Annotated in this window: 16 protein-coding genes; 12 read left to right on the forward strand and 4 right to left on the reverse strand. The window is 67.2% G+C overall.

The window, feature by feature from the left end:
* The first annotated feature begins 19 nt into the window (after positions 1-19).
* The 8 genes from C1O66_RS08540 to C1O66_RS08575 all read left to right on the forward strand — a co-directional run bounded on the left by C1O66_RS08540 (position 20) and on the right by C1O66_RS08575 (position 6,998).
* The gene (locus C1O66_RS08540; protein WP_279305044.1) at positions 20-427 is read left to right on the forward strand and encodes a cytochrome c-type biogenesis protein; all 408 of its coding nucleotides are present in this window, start codon (positions 20-22) and stop codon (positions 425-427) included.
* Complete coding sequence (locus tag C1O66_RS08545; RefSeq protein WP_102767486.1) at positions 424-1,221, forward strand: tetratricopeptide repeat protein; 798 nt, start codon at positions 424-426, stop codon at positions 1,219-1,221. The genes C1O66_RS08540 and C1O66_RS08545 overlap by 4 nt, the downstream gene beginning before the upstream one ends.
* A 13-nt stretch (positions 1,222-1,234) precedes the next feature.
* Entirely contained in the window at positions 1,235-1,546 is a 312-nt protein-coding gene (locus C1O66_RS08550) for a chaperone NapD (RefSeq protein ID WP_102767487.1), read from the forward strand.
* A gap of 104 nt (positions 1,547-1,650) precedes the next feature.
* Complete coding sequence (napA, locus tag C1O66_RS08555; protein ID WP_102769552.1) at positions 1,651-4,197, forward strand: nitrate reductase catalytic subunit NapA; 2,547 nt, start codon at positions 1,651-1,653, stop codon at positions 4,195-4,197.
* A gap of 30 nt (positions 4,198-4,227) precedes the next feature.
* Entirely contained in the window at positions 4,228-5,025 is a 798-nt protein-coding gene (napG, locus tag C1O66_RS08560) for a ferredoxin-type protein NapG (protein WP_102767488.1), read from the forward strand.
* Positions 5,022-5,888, forward strand: a complete 867-nt coding sequence (gene napH, locus C1O66_RS08565) for a quinol dehydrogenase ferredoxin subunit NapH (protein WP_102767489.1) — start codon at positions 5,022-5,024, stop codon at positions 5,886-5,888. The genes napG and napH overlap by 4 nt, the downstream gene beginning before the upstream one ends.
* Positions 5,889-5,890: 2 nt before the next feature.
* The gene (locus C1O66_RS08570; protein ID WP_102767490.1) at positions 5,891-6,358 is read left to right on the forward strand and encodes a nitrate reductase cytochrome c-type subunit; all 468 of its coding nucleotides are present in this window, start codon (positions 5,891-5,893) and stop codon (positions 6,356-6,358) included.
* Positions 6,359-6,371: 13 nt separating this feature from the next.
* The gene (locus tag C1O66_RS08575) at positions 6,372-6,998 is read left to right on the forward strand and encodes a NapC/NirT family cytochrome c (protein WP_102767491.1); all 627 of its coding nucleotides are present in this window, start codon (positions 6,372-6,374) and stop codon (positions 6,996-6,998) included.
* On the opposite strand, the gene napF is transcribed toward C1O66_RS08575, so the two are convergent.
* Entirely contained in the window at positions 6,981-7,454 is a 474-nt protein-coding gene (gene napF / locus C1O66_RS08580; protein ID WP_207795922.1) for a ferredoxin-type protein NapF, read from the reverse strand. The two genes, C1O66_RS08575 and napF, sit on opposite strands and share 18 nt — an antisense overlap.
* Before the next feature lie 89 nt (positions 7,455-7,543).
* On the opposite strand from napF, the gene mobB reads away from it, so the two are divergent.
* The gene (gene mobB, locus C1O66_RS08585) at positions 7,544-8,047 is read left to right on the forward strand and encodes a molybdopterin-guanine dinucleotide biosynthesis protein B (RefSeq protein WP_102767493.1); all 504 of its coding nucleotides are present in this window, start codon (positions 7,544-7,546) and stop codon (positions 8,045-8,047) included.
* A 79-nt stretch (positions 8,048-8,126) separates the two neighbouring features.
* Here the strand turns inward: mobB and C1O66_RS08590 are convergent, their stop codons facing one another.
* The gene (locus tag C1O66_RS08590) at positions 8,127-8,435 is read right to left on the reverse strand and encodes a c-type cytochrome (protein WP_102767494.1); all 309 of its coding nucleotides are present in this window, start codon (positions 8,433-8,435) and stop codon (positions 8,127-8,129) included.
* Positions 8,436-8,649: 214 nt separating this feature from the next.
* A complete protein-coding gene (locus tag C1O66_RS08595) occupies positions 8,650-10,416 on the reverse strand; it encodes a cytochrome D1 domain-containing protein (protein ID WP_207795923.1) in 1,767 nt (588 codons plus the stop codon).
* Here C1O66_RS08595 and C1O66_RS08600 point away from each other — a divergent pair.
* The 3 genes from C1O66_RS08600 to C1O66_RS08610 are packed head-to-tail and all read left to right on the forward strand — an operon-like array spanning position 10,415 to position 13,141.
* Complete coding sequence (locus C1O66_RS08600) at positions 10,415-10,654, forward strand: hypothetical protein (RefSeq protein ID WP_133155137.1); 240 nt, start codon at positions 10,415-10,417, stop codon at positions 10,652-10,654. The two genes, C1O66_RS08595 and C1O66_RS08600, sit on opposite strands and share 2 nt — an antisense overlap.
* Positions 10,651-12,696 carry a TonB-dependent receptor plug domain-containing protein gene (locus tag C1O66_RS08605; protein WP_102767496.1) on the forward strand — a complete coding sequence of 682 codons (2,046 nt, stop codon included), beginning with the start codon at positions 10,651-10,653 and terminating at the stop codon, positions 12,694-12,696. Before C1O66_RS08600 ends, C1O66_RS08605 begins: the two co-directional genes overlap by 4 nt.
* A 16-nt stretch (positions 12,697-12,712) precedes the next feature.
* Positions 12,713-13,141 carry a SirB2 family protein gene (locus C1O66_RS08610; RefSeq protein WP_102767497.1) on the forward strand — a complete coding sequence of 143 codons (429 nt, stop codon included), beginning with the start codon at positions 12,713-12,715 and terminating at the stop codon, positions 13,139-13,141.
* Positions 13,142-13,159: 18 nt separating this feature from the next.
* Here C1O66_RS08610 and C1O66_RS08615 read toward each other — a convergent pair whose 3' ends face one another.
* Complete coding sequence (locus C1O66_RS08615) at positions 13,160-14,290, reverse strand: HPP family protein (protein WP_243392749.1); 1,131 nt, start codon at positions 14,288-14,290, stop codon at positions 13,160-13,162.
* Positions 14,291-14,317: the final 27 nt, after the last annotated feature.

Raw genomic sequence — 14,317 nt, forward strand, 5'->3', positions numbered from 1 at the left:
GTGTCTGCTTGCTTGCCTCATGCTGCTGAGCCTCGGCGCCATGTCATGCGCCCGGGCCGAGGCCAGCACCGCCGAGCTGGACCGCCGCGCCCAGGCCCTGGCCCAGCAGCTGCGCTGCCTGGTCTGCCAGAACCAGACCATCGCCGACTCCCATGCGCCGCTGGCCATGGACTTGAAGGCCCAGCTGCGCGAACAGCTGCAGGCCGGCCGCCGGGACGAAGAAATCATCCACTACATGACCGAGCGCTACGGCGACTTCGTGCTCTACAAGCCGCCGCTGCAAGCCAACACCTGGCTGCTATGGGCCGGCCCGGCACTGCTGATGGCCGCCGCCCTGGCCGGCCTGGTGCTGAACCTGCGCCGCCGGGCACGCCAGCCCGATGAAGCCTTTGAGGCGGCGCCCGAAGAGGAGGGAGACATCCGATGAGCTGGCCCACGCAAGAACAGCAACAGGAACTGCAAGCGCTGCGCCGCCAAGGCCTGGCCCTGCAAGCCCAGCTGAACGGCAGCGCCGCGGCCGATGAATCTGCAGGCCAGGCCGCGCTGCAAGCCCGGCTGGACCGGCTGCGCCAGGAGATCGCCGCCCAGGTGCTGGCGCCGCCGCCCGCGCCGCTGCCGCGTCCCTCCCAGCGCCTGATCGCTGCCTGCGTGAGCCTGGTGCTGCTGGTCGGCGCGGGTGGCTATGCCTGGAAGGGTCAGCCCGAGGCCATCTCGCCCGAGGCACCGCCGGACCGCACCGAGGCCATGGTCGCGGGCCTGGCCCGCCGCCTGCAGCAGCAGCCCGAGGACGCCGCCGGCTGGGCCATGTTGGGCCGGTCCTACCTGGTACTGGGCCGCAGCGAACCCTCGATCGCCGCCTACCGCCGCGCCCTGGCCCTGCGGCCCGAGGATGCCGACCTGATGGCCGATCTGGCCGATGTCATGGCCAGCGGCCAGCAGGGTTCGCTGGAAGGCGAACCGGCGGCCCTGCTGCAGCGCGCGCTGCAGATCGCGCCAGATCACTTGAAGGCCCTGGCCCTGTCCGGCACCCGTGCCATGCGCCAGGGTGACGCAGCCGGCGCCATCCGCCATTGGCAGCGCCTGCAAGACATCGCCCCAGCCGAGCACCCCTTGCGCGAGCTGGCGGCGCAAGGCCTGGTCGCCGCCCGCGCGCAGGGGCCTCGCGCCTCGGCTGCGCCCCCATCAACCCCGGCCGGTACAGCTTCGGCGCCCCGGCCATGAACAGGAGTTCCCCATGAGTGTTCTCGGCGTGGTGCTGCGCATGCGGCCCGAGCATGTATCCGATGTGAGCGCTCGGCTCGCGACCCTGCCCGGCGTGGAACTGACACACAACCCGGATGACGGCCGATTGGTCCTGGTGATGGAGGACTGCGAGCAGATCTCCGCCGCGGCCCAGCTCGGTGCCATCGCGCTCTGGCCCGATGTGCTGGGCACCTCCCTGGTGTTCGAGTACAGCGGCCCGGATGCCCCCGCGCCGGCCGGCCACGAGGAGCCGGCACAGGGCTGGCGGACCCGTCTCAGCGAGCTGGACACCGCAAAAACTTGAAGCAGTTCAAGGCGCAAACGCGCCAATTCCAGGACCATGCTTTTCATCTACATCTTCATTTCACGGGCGCCAGCCAAGACGGCTTGCGGCCACGGGAGCACCTCATGCAAGTCGATCGTCGCGACATCCTGAAACTGCAGGCCGCTGCTGCCGCCGCGGCCGCCGCCGGCATCCCCATCACCGTCCACGGCGCGGCCGCCAAGGCGCCGACCAGCAACAGCGCCGTACGCTGGGACAAGGCACCCTGCCGCTTCTGCGGCACGGGCTGCTCCGTCGTCGTGGGCGTGCAGGACAACAAGGTGGTGGCCACCCAGGGCGATATCGAGAGCCCGGTGAACCGAGGCCTGAACTGCATCAAGGGCTACTTCCTGTCCAAGATCATGTACGGAAAGGACCGCCTGACCACGCCGCTGCTGCGCAAGAAGAACGGCGTCTACGACAAGGAAGGCGAGTTCACACCGGTCAGCTGGGACGAAGCCCTGGACCTGATGGCCAGCAAGTGGAAAGAGGCCCTGAAGACCGACGGCCCGAACGGCATCGCCATGTTCGGCTCCGGCCAGTGGACGATCTGGGAAGGCTATGCCGCCGCCAAGCTCTGGAAGGCGGGCTTTCGCTCCAACAATCTGGACCCCAATGCTCGCCACTGCATGGCCAGCGCGGTCACCGGCTTCATGCGCACCTTCGGCATCGACGAGCCCATGGGCTGCTACGACGACATCGAGCAGGCCGATGCCTTTGTGCTCTGGGGCAGCAATATGGCCGAGATGCACCCCATCTTGTGGAGCCGCATCACCGACCGCCGCCTCAGCCGCCCGGACACCAAGGTGGCCGTGCTCTCGACCTATGAGCACCGCAGCTTCGACCTGGCCGACCAGCCCATCATCTTCAAGCCGCAGACCGATCTGGCGATCCTGAACTACATCGCCCACTACCTGATCAAGAACAACAAGATCAACAAAGAGTTCATCAAGAACCACGTCAACTTCAAGAAGGGCGCCGATGACATCGGCTACGGCCTGCGCCCGGCCCATGCCTTGGAGAAAGACGCCAAGAGCAATGGCTACCCCGGCGCCGATGGCAAGCCCAAGGGCAATCCGAATGACGCTACGCCGATCAGCTTCGAGGAGTTCGCCAAGTTCGTCGCCGACTACACGGCCGAAAAAGTCAGCGCGCTGTCGGGCGTGCCGGTCAAGCAGCTGGAAGACCTGGCCAAGCTTTATGCCGACCCCAAGGTCAAGGTGGTGTCCTTCTGGACCATGGGCTTCAACCAGCACACCCGTGGCACCTGGGCCAACAACATGGTCTACAACATCCACTTGCTGACCGGCAAGATCAGCCAGCCCGGCAACAGCCCCTTCAGCCTGACCGGCCAGCCCAGCGCCTGCGGCACGGCGCGCGAGGTCGGCACCTTTGCCCACCGCCTGCCGGCGGACATGGTGGTCACCAACCCCGAGCACCGCAAGCACACAGAGGAAATCTGGCAGCTGCCCGACGGCACCATCCCTGACAAGGTGGGCCTGCACGCGGTGGCGCAGAGCCGCGCGCTCAAGGACGGCAAGCTCAAGTGCTACTGGGTCACGACCAACAACAATATGCAGGCCGGGCCGAACATCAACGGCGAGATCCTGCCCGGCTGGCGCAACCCCAAGGCTTTCGTGGTGGTCAGCGACCCCTACCCCACCGTCAGCGCCATGGCGGCCGACCTGATCTTGCCCGCCGCCATGTGGGTCGAGAAGGAAGGCGCTTTCGGCAACGCCGAGCGTCGCACCCAGGTCTGGCGCCAGCAGGTCAGCGCACCGGGCGAAGCCAAGAGCGACCTCTGGCAGTTCATCGAGTTCAGCAAGCGCTTCAAGATGGAAGAGGTCTGGCCGGCCGAGCTGCTGGCCAAGAAGCCCGAGTACAAGGGCAAGACGATGTTCGACGTGCTCTTCAAGAACGGCAAGGTCAACAAGTTCCCGCTCGCCGATGTCGGCCGCATCAACGGCAAGTACATCCCCGACTACATGAACAGCGAGTCCAAGGAGCTGGGCTTCTACCTGCAGAAGGGTCTGTTCGAGGAGTACGCCGAATTCGGCCGCGGCCACGGTCATGACCTGGCCCCTTTCGACACCTATCACGAGGTCCGCGGCCTGCGCTGGCCCGTGGTCGACGGCAAGGAAACGCTGTGGCGCTTCCGCGAGGGCTACGACCCCTATGTCAAGAAGGGCGAGGGCGTGAAGTTCTACGGTCACAAGGATGGCAAGGCCGTGATCTTCGCCCTGCCCTACCAGCCGCCGGCCGAGAGCCCGGACAAAGAGTACGACCTCTGGCTGTGCACCGGCCGGGTGCTCGAGCACTGGCACACCGGCAGCATGACGCGGCGCGTGCCCGAGCTGCACCGTGCCGTGCCCGAGGCCCTGCTCTACATCCACCCCGACGATGCCAAGGACCGCGGCCTGCAGCGCGGCATGAAGGTCAAGGTAGCCTCGCGCCGCGGCGAGATCACTTGCGCCGTCGAGACCAAGGGCCGCAACAAGGTGCCGCGAGGCTTGGTCTTTGTGCCCTTCTTCGATGAAGGCCGCCTGGTCAACAAGCTGACCCTGGACGCCACCTGCCCGATCTCCAAGGAAACCGACTTCAAGAAATGCGCGGTCAAGGTCGTCAAGGCCTGAACCCGAGCTGAGCCGAGCCGGAGTGAGCACATGAACCTGAGCCGCCGCGCGCTGCTGCAAGGCGCCAGCACCACCGCCAGCGCCGGCCTTCTGGCCGGGGCGGCGGCCGTGCTCTCGCGCCCGACGCAAGCGCACCCGGCCCAGGCCCTGCGGCCGCCGGGCGCACTGGCCGAGCCCGACTTCCTGGCCGCCTGCGTGCGCTGCGGCCTGTGCGTGCGCGCCTGCCCGCCGCACAACCTCAAGCTCAGCGAATGGGGCGCCGGCCTGGCCGCCGAGGTGGCGATCGGCACGCCTTTCTTCGAAGCGCGCGAGATCCCCTGCGAGATGTGCGAGGACATCCCCTGCGTCAAGGCCTGCCCGACCGGCGCGCTTGACCCCGGCCTGCAGGACATCGCCGAGGCCCGCATGGGCCTGGCCGTGCTGATCGACCATGAGAGCTGCCTGAACTTCCTCGGCCTGCGCTGCGATGTCTGCTACCGCGTCTGCCCACTGATCGACAGCGCCATCTCACTGGAAAAACAAAGCAACCCACGCAGCGACCGCCACGCCATGCTGCTGCCCACGGTGCATGCCGAGGCCTGCACCGGCTGCGGCAAGTGCGAGCGCGCCTGCGTGCTGGCGCAGCCGGCCATCAAGGTGCTGCCGCGCGACTTGGCCCAGGGCGAGCTGGGCCCGCATTACCGCAAGGGCTGGGAAGACCAGAACCGCCAGGGCAAGCCCCGCTTCGCCCAGCCTGAGCAACGACTGCCCGAAGGCGGCAGCGACATCGGCCCGCTGCGCAGCGGCGCCCAGCCCTATGCCACAGCCTCATCGGAGCCGCAGCGATGAGCAGGCCGAAGCACGCCACTGGACTGAGCGCTCGCAGCCGCTGGGCCGCCCAGCGCTGGCTGATTCTGCGCCGCAGCAGCCAGCTGGGCGTGATCGGCCTCTTCCTGCTCGGCCCGCTGTTCGGCCTGTGGTGGGTCAAGGGCAATCTGGCTTCCAGCCTCAGCTTCGATGTGCTGCCCCTGAGCGACCCTTTCGTGCTGGCCCAGAGCCTGCTCGCGGGCCTGCGACACGGGCTCTGGCCTGCCGCCAGCGCCCTGATCGGCGCGGCCATCGTCCTGGCTTTCTACGGCTTGTTGGCGGGCCGGGCCTATTGCGCCTGGGTTTGCCCGGTCAACGCGGTGACCGATGCGGCCGCCTGGCTACGCCGGCGCTTGAAGATCAGCAGCGGTCGCGCCCCGAGCCGCCAGCTGCGCCACGCCTTGCTGGCCTGCGTGCTGCTGGCCGCCGCGGCCTTGGGCAGCCCGGTCTGGGAGCAAGTCAACCCGGTGACGCTGACCCAGCGTGCGCTGATTTTCGGCGGCAGCCTGGCCTGGGGCGCTCTGGCCGCCGTCTTCCTGTTCGACCTGCTGGTCGCGCCGCGCGGCTGGTGTGGCCATGTCTGCCCCATGGGCGCGGCCTACGCCCTGATCGGCGCCAAACCGCTGCTGCGCGTCTCGGCCGCCCACAGCGGCCGCTGCAATGATTGCGGCGATTGCTTCGCCGTCTGCCCCGAGCCGCAGATCATCGTCGGCCCACTGAAGGCCAAGCAGGACGCCGGCCCCTTGATCCTGGCGCCCGACTGCACGGCCTGCGGCCGCTGCATCGATGTGTGCGACAGCTCCGTTTTCCGATTCACCCACCGCTTTGACACCCGAAGGGACTGACCATGAAGATCCCCCCCCTGCTTCGCCCCGCCCTGAGCCTGCTGCTGGCGTTTTCCGTGTTGGCCGCCGGGCCGGCGGCGGCTGCCGACAAAGCCGCGCCCGTGAAACTGGAAGGGCTGCGCCAAGGCACGCCCCTGAACCAGGACAACCCGCCCGCCAACAACCGCCAGGAGCGCGACCACCCTGTCGGTGAGCGTGACTTCGTGCAGATGCCCCCGCTGATCCCGCACACCATCAGCGGCTATCAGATCACCAAGAACTTCAACAAATGCATGGACTGCCACGCCTGGCAGAAGACCAAGGAGAGTGGAGCCACCAAGATCAGCGTCACCCACTTCAGGACCCGTGACGGCATTGAGCTCGACTCCGTCAGCCCACGCCGTTACTTCTGCACCCAATGCCATGTGCCGCAGAGTGATGCCAAGCCTTTGGTGGCCAACACCTACGAACGTGCCAAGGGCATGAAGTAAACAGGAGGCTGCCGTGAAGAACCTGATTCGCCGCGCCTGGGCTTTTGCCCACACCAGGCTGTTCTGGCTGCTAAGCCTGGCCTTTGCAGGCGGGGTCATTTTCTGGGGCGGTTTCAACACCGCCATGGAGTGGACCAACCGCGAGGCCTTCTGCATCTCCTGCCATGAGATGGAGAAGAACGTCTACGTGGAGTACCGCAACACCATCCATTATCAGAACCGCACCGGCGTGCGCGCCACTTGCCCGGACTGCCATGTGCCCAAGGAATGGGGGCCGAAGATGTGGCGCAAGATCCAGGCCTCCAACGAGGTGCTGCACAAGGTGCTGGGCTCGATCGACACGCCCGAGAAGTTCAATGCCAAGCGCGCCGTCCTGGCCCAGCATGAGTGGGATCGCATGAAGGCCAATGACTCGCAGGAGTGCCGCAACTGCCACAACTTCAGCTATATGGACTATGCGGAGCAGAACAGCCGCGCCGCGACCCGGCACCAGACGGCCTTCTCGGCGGGTCAGACCTGCATCGATTGCCACAAGGGCATCGCGCACACCTTGCCGCCGATTGCCCAGCCGATTGGCGCTCACAAGGCAGGTGAGATCACCCTGCCACCGGCCAGCGCGGCTTCAGGCTCGGCGCATTGAAACCGCGCCCGAGGGGCAGACCCCGACGCAGGCGCCGCAAGCGGTGCAGGCGCTCGGGCTGACCTCGGGCTGGGCCACGCCACCCAGGCGTGGCCTGAAGCGAATCGCAGCGGCGTCACAGGCCTCACCGCAGACCCGGCATTCCACCCCTTGTTGGGCCAGGCATTGCGCGCCGATCTGGGCCTGCCAGTCGCGAAACAGCAGCGGCGGGCGCAGTGCCGACACCGTGCAAGCCGGTATGCAGGCCCCGCAGGCATCGCAGCCAGCGCTCCTGAAGTCCATTTCAGGAAAACCTCCATCGCCGCGCCGAATGACGCCGGCCGGGCAGGCCTTGATGCAGGCGTCGCAGCGTGTACAGCTGGCAAGAAAAGCCGGCTCGGCCACGGCGCCGGGCGGCCTTTGCACGGCGGCGCGTGCCATGGAGGGACGGAACAAAAAACGGCGACCAGGATCCATGCGCGCATTGTGCTGCGCACGCGCTCCCGCCGCCTTATTTGAGATCAAGGCGAGCACATTCCCATGACTCTTTGCAGCGAGCATCTCCCATGAAAGTTTTCGGCATCGCCGGCCGCTCCGGCATGGGCAAGACCACCTTGCTGGAACGCCTGATTCCAGCGCTGCGCGACCGCGGCCTGCGTGTTTCGCTGATCAAGCACAGCCACAAGGACATCGAGGTCGACCGCCCGGGCAAGGACAGCTATCGCCTGCGCGAGGCCGGCTGCCAAGAGGTGCTGCTGCTCGGCCGCACGCGCTGGGCGCTGATGCATGAGCTGCGCGGCGATGCCGAGCCGGATCTGGACTACCTCCTCAGCCGCATCCAGGACTGCGACTTGGTTCTGGTCGAGGGCTTCAAGGGCGGCGACTTCCCCAAGCTGGAGGTCTGGCGGGCGGCCGTGGGCAAGCCCATGCTCTGGCCCGAGTGGCCGGGCATCGTGGCGATGGTGGGCGATGCGCCCAACCTCGCCGACGCGCCGCCCCACTTCAGCGCGGCCGAGCTGGCGCCTCTGGTGGAGCTGGTCTTGCAGGAGGCGCGGGAGGTTGGCGCCTGAGCCGGCTGCAAGCACGAAGAAAATGGGCGCCCATAGCTGGCCATGGGCGCCCATCTGGCTGACTGAGGTCTAGGTCAGCTCATTGCTTGAGGATCCACCCCACCCCCTCCTTGAGATCAGCATCGCTGATTTTCTCGGGCGGATTGGGTGGCATGGGGATGGGGCCGAAAACGCCCTTGCCGCCGCTGCGCACCTTCTGCGCCAGCACGGCCGCGGCGTCCTGACCCTTGTATTTGGCGGCAATGTCCTTGAAGGACGGACCGACCAGCTTCTTGTCCTTGGCATGGCAGGCCATGCAGCCGGCCTTGGTCAGCGACTCCTCGGGCGTGTCCGCGGCGGCGGGCAGGATCAGGCCGAGGCAGGCCAGCAGTAGTGCAATCGTACGCATCAGAAGTTCTCCGTTTCAGGCTCATCGAGTCCCTGGGCGTAGCTCCAGGGTTCTTCCAACGACGCCCGAGGATCCGGCTTTGCCGGGCCTGCGGGCGTGCCAATCGGCAAGCATGCCGATCGTCCCTCGATGGGCGAGGCGCAGTCCGCGGGGAGTGCGCCTGTCCCATCTCGGCCCCCTTGAGGGGGAGGCGCGTCAGCGCCTCGGGGGTGGGTCAATAAACGTCGTGCTGGGTGTTGTAGACGTTGAACTTGCCGGTCGGCGTGATCAGGCGCGGGTCCTTGATCACCGCCTTGAGCTTGAGCGTCTTGTCGTCCACCACGACGATGGCGCTTTGCTTGTCCTTGGCCGACCAGACCGAGAACCAGACTTCATCACCGGCCTTGTTGTACTCAGGCTGGACCACACGCTTGGCGCCGTCGTCCTTGATACCCGCCCACTCGGCGATCGGCAGCACCTTGAAGCCCTTGTCGAGCGCATTGATGTCGAACACCGCCACCGACTGCGAGATCGCGGCATCAGGATTCAACGGCGTGTCCGAGTACAGATGCTTGGACTTCGGGTGCGTCTTGATGAAAAGCGCGCCGCCGCCCTGACCCTTGATCTGCGCCACTTCCTTGAAGGCGTACTGCTTGTGCTTGACGGGATCGGTGGCGACCAGGGAGATGGCCTCGTCACCCAGGTGGCCGGTGCTCCAGACCGGGCCGAACTTGGGATGGATGAAGTTGGCGCCGCGGCCCGGGTGCGGGATCTTGCTGACCTCAACCAGCTTCACCAGCTTGTCTTCCTTGGCGTCCACCACGGCGATCTTGTTGCTCTGGTTGGCGGCCACCATGAAATAGCGCTTGGTGCTGTCCCAGCCGCCGTCATGCAAGAAGCGAGCAGTGCCGACCTCGATGGTCTTGAGTGCATTCAGATCGGTGTAGTCCACCATCAAAGTCTTGCCGGTTTCCTTGACGTTGACGATGAACTCGGGCCGGTAGTGGCTGGCCACGATGGAGGCCACGCGCGGCTCGGGGTGGTACTCCTGCTTGTCCACGGTGTTGCCGCGGGTGGAGACGATCTTCAGCGGCTCCAGGGTGTCGCCCTTCATGATCACATACTGGGGCGGCCAGTAGGCACCGGCGATCACCAGCTTGTCCTCATAGCCCTTGTACTTGCTGGCCTCCACCGAACGGGCTTCCAGGCCCATGCGAATCTCGGCCACGTTGTCGGGCTTCTCCATCCACAGATCGATCATATTGATCTTGGCGTCACGACCGATCACGAACAGATAGCGCCCCGAGGCGGAGGTGCGCGAGATGTGCACCGCGTAGCCGGTCTTGACGATGTTGATGATCTGCTTGCTGTCGCCGTCGATCAGGGCCACTTCGCCGGTGTCACGCAGCGTGGTCGAGAAGATGTTCTCGATGTTGTAGTTGTTCATCTTCTTGGTCGGCCGCTTCTCGGGCGGCACCACCACCTTCCACGTGGCCTTCATATCGGCCATGCCGAACTCGGGCGGCGTTGGCGCGTCGTGCTGGATGTAGCGCGCCATCAGGTCCACCTGCTGCTCGCTCATCTCGCCCGAGGTCTGCCAGTTCGGCATGCCGGCGGGCGAGCCATAGGCGATGAAGACCTTCAGATAGTCCGTGCCCTTGCCCAGTGTGATGTCGGGCGTCAAGGGCTTGCCGGTGGCGCCCTTGCGCAGGACACCGTGGCAGCCGGCGCAGCGCTCGAAGTAGATCTTGCGCGCGACATCGAACTCGGCCTGAGTCATGGGCGGCGCCTTGGGGTTGCTGCTCTGCACCATGGGCACATCGCTGAGTGCCGAGGGCGCAGCGTGGTACTTCACATCGCCCGGGCTGATGTCTTTCTTGCCCTCCTGAGCCTGCACGCCCAGGCTCAGCGGCAAGCAGACCAGCAAGGCCAGCTGACCCAGCAGGCTCAGGTGGCTCGGATAGCGTAAAGGCCGTGGCAAATGGGTTCGGTTCAGCTTCATGTCGTACCTCTCTTCTTCGGGATGGAACTTCAGCAAGCCCTGCGCCATGCAGGGGTTTGCCGGCATGGTCCCGCCGCGCCCGGCCGCCGTCCTTGAACTGGTTCAAGGTCCGGCCATGAAGCCGCTGGCCCGCGTGGCGCCGCCGCCTCAGCCAAGTGCAAACCCGAACTGGGTCAAGGCGCGCCAGCGCCGCTGCACGCAAGCTGAGCTCATCGCACACCGAGTCACCTTGATATGAAGACCCTCCACGCCCACCCTGCCCGCCCCCGCTTCGCCCTTCTTCTGCCTCCAGCTGGCCCACGAGTCCACAGCCGCGCCCTCGCGGCCGCCGCCCTGTGCGCCCTGGTCAGCGGCCTGGCCAGCGCCGATGCCATTCCAGGCCCGGCCGGCGGTCTGGAACAACTGCCTCTGGTGGTGGTGTCGGCCACCCGCCACGCCATGGCCTTGGTGGACGCACCGGCCGCCATCAGCGTCGTCACACAGGAACAGATCGAGCAGCGCGGCGCCGGCAATGTGCTGGAAGCCCTGCGCGGCGAGCCCGGCGTGGCCGTGTTCGGGCGCACCATCAGCGGCCGCAAAACCCTCAGCCTGCGCGGCATGGACGCACGCCACACCCTGTTCCTGGTCGATGGCCGCCGCATCGGCGCCAGCGACGGCGTGATCGGCCACTCGGACTTCCAGATCGACTGGCTGTCGACCGACGACATCGAGCGCATCGAGGTGGTACGCGGCCCGCTCTCGGTGCTCTACGGCGCCGAAGCCCTGGGTGGGGTGGTCAACATCATCACCCGCGCCCCGAGCCTGGCCTGGCAAGGCGCTGTGCGCCTGGAAGGCAGCCAGGCCGAGGGCGGTCGCGGCGGTGACGGCCACCGCGCCTCGGCGCGCCTCAGCGGCGCCCTGGCGCCCGAGCTCAGCGCACGGCTCAGCCTGGCCGACAGTCGCCGTGACGATGTGGCCGCCGCCAGCGATGCGCGCATCTCGGACATCGAAGGCCGGCATCGCCGCGACGCCGCCCTCGCCCTGCGCTGGACGCCGCTCGCAGGCCATCAATTCGACCTGGACTTGCGCAGCGGCGACGAAGATCGTCACGGCCTCGCCGTCGAGCGCAGCGGCAAGAAACGCGTCTATGCCTCGGACACCGCGCTGCAGCGGCGTCACCGCAGCCTGAGCTGGGAGGCCGACTGGAATGGCAGCGCAGGCGCAAGGGTGAACCGAGTGGATGCAGGGCTGCACAGCTTGCTGCGCCTCTACGACAGTCGCATCGCCATGGAAAACACGCGCAGCAACGGGGTCGCCAGCCTGCGCCCGAACACTTTGAAGGACCAGGTGCTCGAGGGACAATTGAGCGGTCGTGTCGGGGCTCAACAGCTGAGCGCCGGCTTCGAGGCCCGCCAGGAGCGGCTGGACAACGAGGGCCTGCCCGGCGGTAGGGCTTCAGCCCGCCACCACGCGCTCTACGTGCAGGACGAACTCGAGTTCGGCCGTCAGTTCAGCCTGACCGCGGGCCTGCGCCAGGACCAGCACCAGCGCTTTGGCACCGCCTGGAGTCCGCGCCTCTACGGCGTCTGGCATCTCGCACCCGAGTGGACACTCAAGGGCGGGGCCAGCACCGGCTTCAAGCCGCCCACGATCAAGCAGATCAGCCCCGGTTACCAGGAAGACGAGGGCCCGTACACCTACGTCTCCAACATCGCGCTCAAGCCCGAGAAGAACCGCGGCCTGGAGATCGGCCTGGGCTGGGACCGCCAGGATGCCGGACTGCAGGCCATGCTGTTCGACAACCGCCTGCGCGACCTGATCGTGCCCGTGCTGGTCAGCAGCAGCGGCCCACGCAGCACCTTCCGCTTCCAGAATGTGGACCGTGCCCGCCTGCGCGGCCTGGAGCTCAGCGCCCGCGCACGCCTCGGCAGTGGCTTCAGCGCCGGCCTCAACTACCAATACCTCGATGCCCGTGACGGCCAGGATCAGCGGCTTGAAAAACGCCCGCGCCACACCGTGGCAGCCGAACTGGCTTGGGCGCAAGGGCCCTGGCGTGCTCAGATTCGAACGGAGCGCAGCAGCGGTCAGCTGATGGCGTCCGCCGTTGTTGGCCAGCCCTTGCAGGCCGTGCCGGCCCTGACCCTGAGCGGCGCCAGCCTGGGCCGCAGCCTGGGCCCCCAGCTCGACCTGGACCTGGGCGTCAGCAATCTGGGCAACAGCGTGCTGTCGCAGCGCTCACCGCTGTTCACCTGGGCCGAGGCGCCGCGAACCTGGCGCCTGAGCCTGCGCGGACGCTGGTGAGCGATGATGGCGGGCCATGAGTTTTCTTGAGCACCTGTCCGCCCTGCTGCAGCTCCTGCAGTCCCATTACCCGGTCATCAAGCTGGCCCACATCAGCCTGGTCGCCTGCAGCGCCAGCCTGTTCACAGCGCGTGGCTTGGCCGTGTTGGCCGGCGCTGCCTGGCCCATGCAGAAGGTGGCGCGCCGGCTCAGCGTGCTGATCGATGTGGCCTTGCTGGCCGCGGGCCTCAGCCTCTGGACCCTGCTGGGCCTGAACCCTGGCCGGGATCCCTGGCTCGCCAGCAAGCTGAGCCTGCTGCTGCTCTACATCGTGCTGGGCAGCATCGCCCTCAAGCGCGGCCGCAGCCGCGGCCAGCGCGCGGCAGGCTTGCTGGCCGCACTGCTGGTGCTGGGCTTGATGGTGACCGTGGCGCGTACGCACCACCCGCTGGGCCTGTTCCACTGATGCAGGCGCTGCGGTCGCTCAGGTCGGCTGAGCAGCGCGCAGCAGGCTGCCGGACAGGGCGGCCACCACATCCGACTGGGTGACCATGCCGAGCGGTCGCTGCTGCGCATCGATCACGGGCAGGTGATGGTGGCCGCTGCTGGCGAAGACCGGGATCAGCTCGGCCAGATGGCGATCGGCCGAGACCACCCGCACCGAACGCGTCATGATCTGGCCCACCTGCAGGCCGCCGGGCGCCAGAACCGCCGCAGCGTCGAAGCCCGGGCTGCGCAAAAAATCGGCCGGCGTGACGATGCCCACGAGCTCGCCTTGGGCGTCCACCACGGGCATGGCCTTGATCTTGTGCTGGCGGAACAGAGGCCAGGCCTGAGCCAGCGGCCAGCTGTGCGCCACGGTGATGATGTGCGTGGACATGATGTCCCGGGCGCGCAGATCGGCCAGGCGCCGCTGATAGCCCTGCAGCTGGGTGTCTTCAATCAGCGCACGCAACTCGTCGCGACTGATGTCCAGGACCTGGTTGTAGCGCGCCAGCACCTGGTCGAGGTCCAGATCGGCCGCCGGCACGGCCGCGGCCGCACGGTGCGGATAGGGCCGCTTTGTGGCCTGGTTGTAGACCATGCCACAGAGCACCAGCAAGACCGAGTTGAGCAACACCGGCTGCAAGGCAAAAGCGGGGTCGCTGATGCCATTCAAAACCACCAGCAAAGCGCAAGCCCCGCCCGGCGGATGCAGGCAGCGCAGCGCCATCATGGCCGCGATAGCCGCCCCCACCGCAAGCGCTGCGGTCCACTCCGGCCCGACTTGGAGCTGCATGCAGAGCACGGCCACCAGGGCTGACACCGTGTTGCCGCCAATCACGGGCCAGGGCTGGGCCAACGGACTGCCAGGCACGGCGAACACCAGCACCGCGCTGGCCCCCAGGGGCGCCACCAGCCAAGGGCTGGGCTGAGCGCCGGCCAGCGCGTGGCACAGCCAGGCCGTCAAGCCAATACCCAGACTGGCACCAGCCACCACACGCAGGCGCTCGCGGTTGTCGATGGCCAGGGGGCCCGGCAGGAAGGCGCTCAGCCAGGCCAGGCACGCAGCGCGCCAGCCGGCAAGCCTGGCCGTCCCTGGGCCTGGGCGCGGTGAATTGGAACGATGGGGCACAGCGACTCCCTCAGGCAAGATGGCTAG

It is taken from the genome of Paucibacter aquatile (assembly GCF_002885975.1).
Taxonomy (GTDB): domain Bacteria; phylum Pseudomonadota; class Gammaproteobacteria; order Burkholderiales; family Burkholderiaceae_C; genus Paucibacter_A; species Paucibacter_A aquatilis.

Excerpts from the sequence above, each read along its gene's own strand:
- C1O66_RS08570 (WP_102767490.1), top strand. The coding sequence starts at position 5,891 with ATGAAGATCCCCCCCCTGCTTCGCCCCGCCCTGAGCCTGCTGCTGGCG.
- napF (WP_207795922.1), bottom strand. The coding sequence starts at position 7,454 with ATGGATCCTGGTCGCCGTTTTTTGTTCCGTCCCTCCATGGCACGCGCC.
- C1O66_RS08550 (WP_102767487.1), top strand. The coding sequence starts at position 1,235 with ATGAGTGTTCTCGGCGTGGTGCTGCGCATGCGGCCCGAGCATGTATCC.
- napH (WP_102767489.1), top strand. The coding sequence starts at position 5,022 with ATGAGCAGGCCGAAGCACGCCACTGGACTGAGCGCTCGCAGCCGCTGG.
- C1O66_RS08600 (WP_133155137.1), top strand. The coding sequence starts at position 10,415 with ATGTCGTACCTCTCTTCTTCGGGATGGAACTTCAGCAAGCCCTGCGCC.
- napA (WP_102769552.1), top strand. The coding sequence starts at position 1,651 with ATGCAAGTCGATCGTCGCGACATCCTGAAACTGCAGGCCGCTGCTGCC.
- C1O66_RS08545 (WP_102767486.1), top strand. The coding sequence starts at position 424 with ATGAGCTGGCCCACGCAAGAACAGCAACAGGAACTGCAAGCGCTGCGC.
- C1O66_RS08605 (WP_102767496.1), top strand. The coding sequence starts at position 10,651 with ATGAAGACCCTCCACGCCCACCCTGCCCGCCCCCGCTTCGCCCTTCTT.
- C1O66_RS08595 (WP_207795923.1), bottom strand. The coding sequence starts at position 10,416 with ATGAAGCTGAACCGAACCCATTTGCCACGGCCTTTACGCTATCCGAGC.
- C1O66_RS08540 (WP_279305044.1), top strand. The coding sequence starts at position 20 with ATGCTGCTGAGCCTCGGCGCCATGTCATGCGCCCGGGCCGAGGCCAGC.
- napG (WP_102767488.1), top strand. The coding sequence starts at position 4,228 with ATGAACCTGAGCCGCCGCGCGCTGCTGCAAGGCGCCAGCACCACCGCC.
- mobB (WP_102767493.1), top strand. The coding sequence starts at position 7,544 with ATGAAAGTTTTCGGCATCGCCGGCCGCTCCGGCATGGGCAAGACCACC.
- C1O66_RS08590 (WP_102767494.1), bottom strand. The coding sequence starts at position 8,435 with ATGCGTACGATTGCACTACTGCTGGCCTGCCTCGGCCTGATCCTGCCC.
- C1O66_RS08610 (WP_102767497.1), top strand. The coding sequence starts at position 12,713 with ATGAGTTTTCTTGAGCACCTGTCCGCCCTGCTGCAGCTCCTGCAGTCC.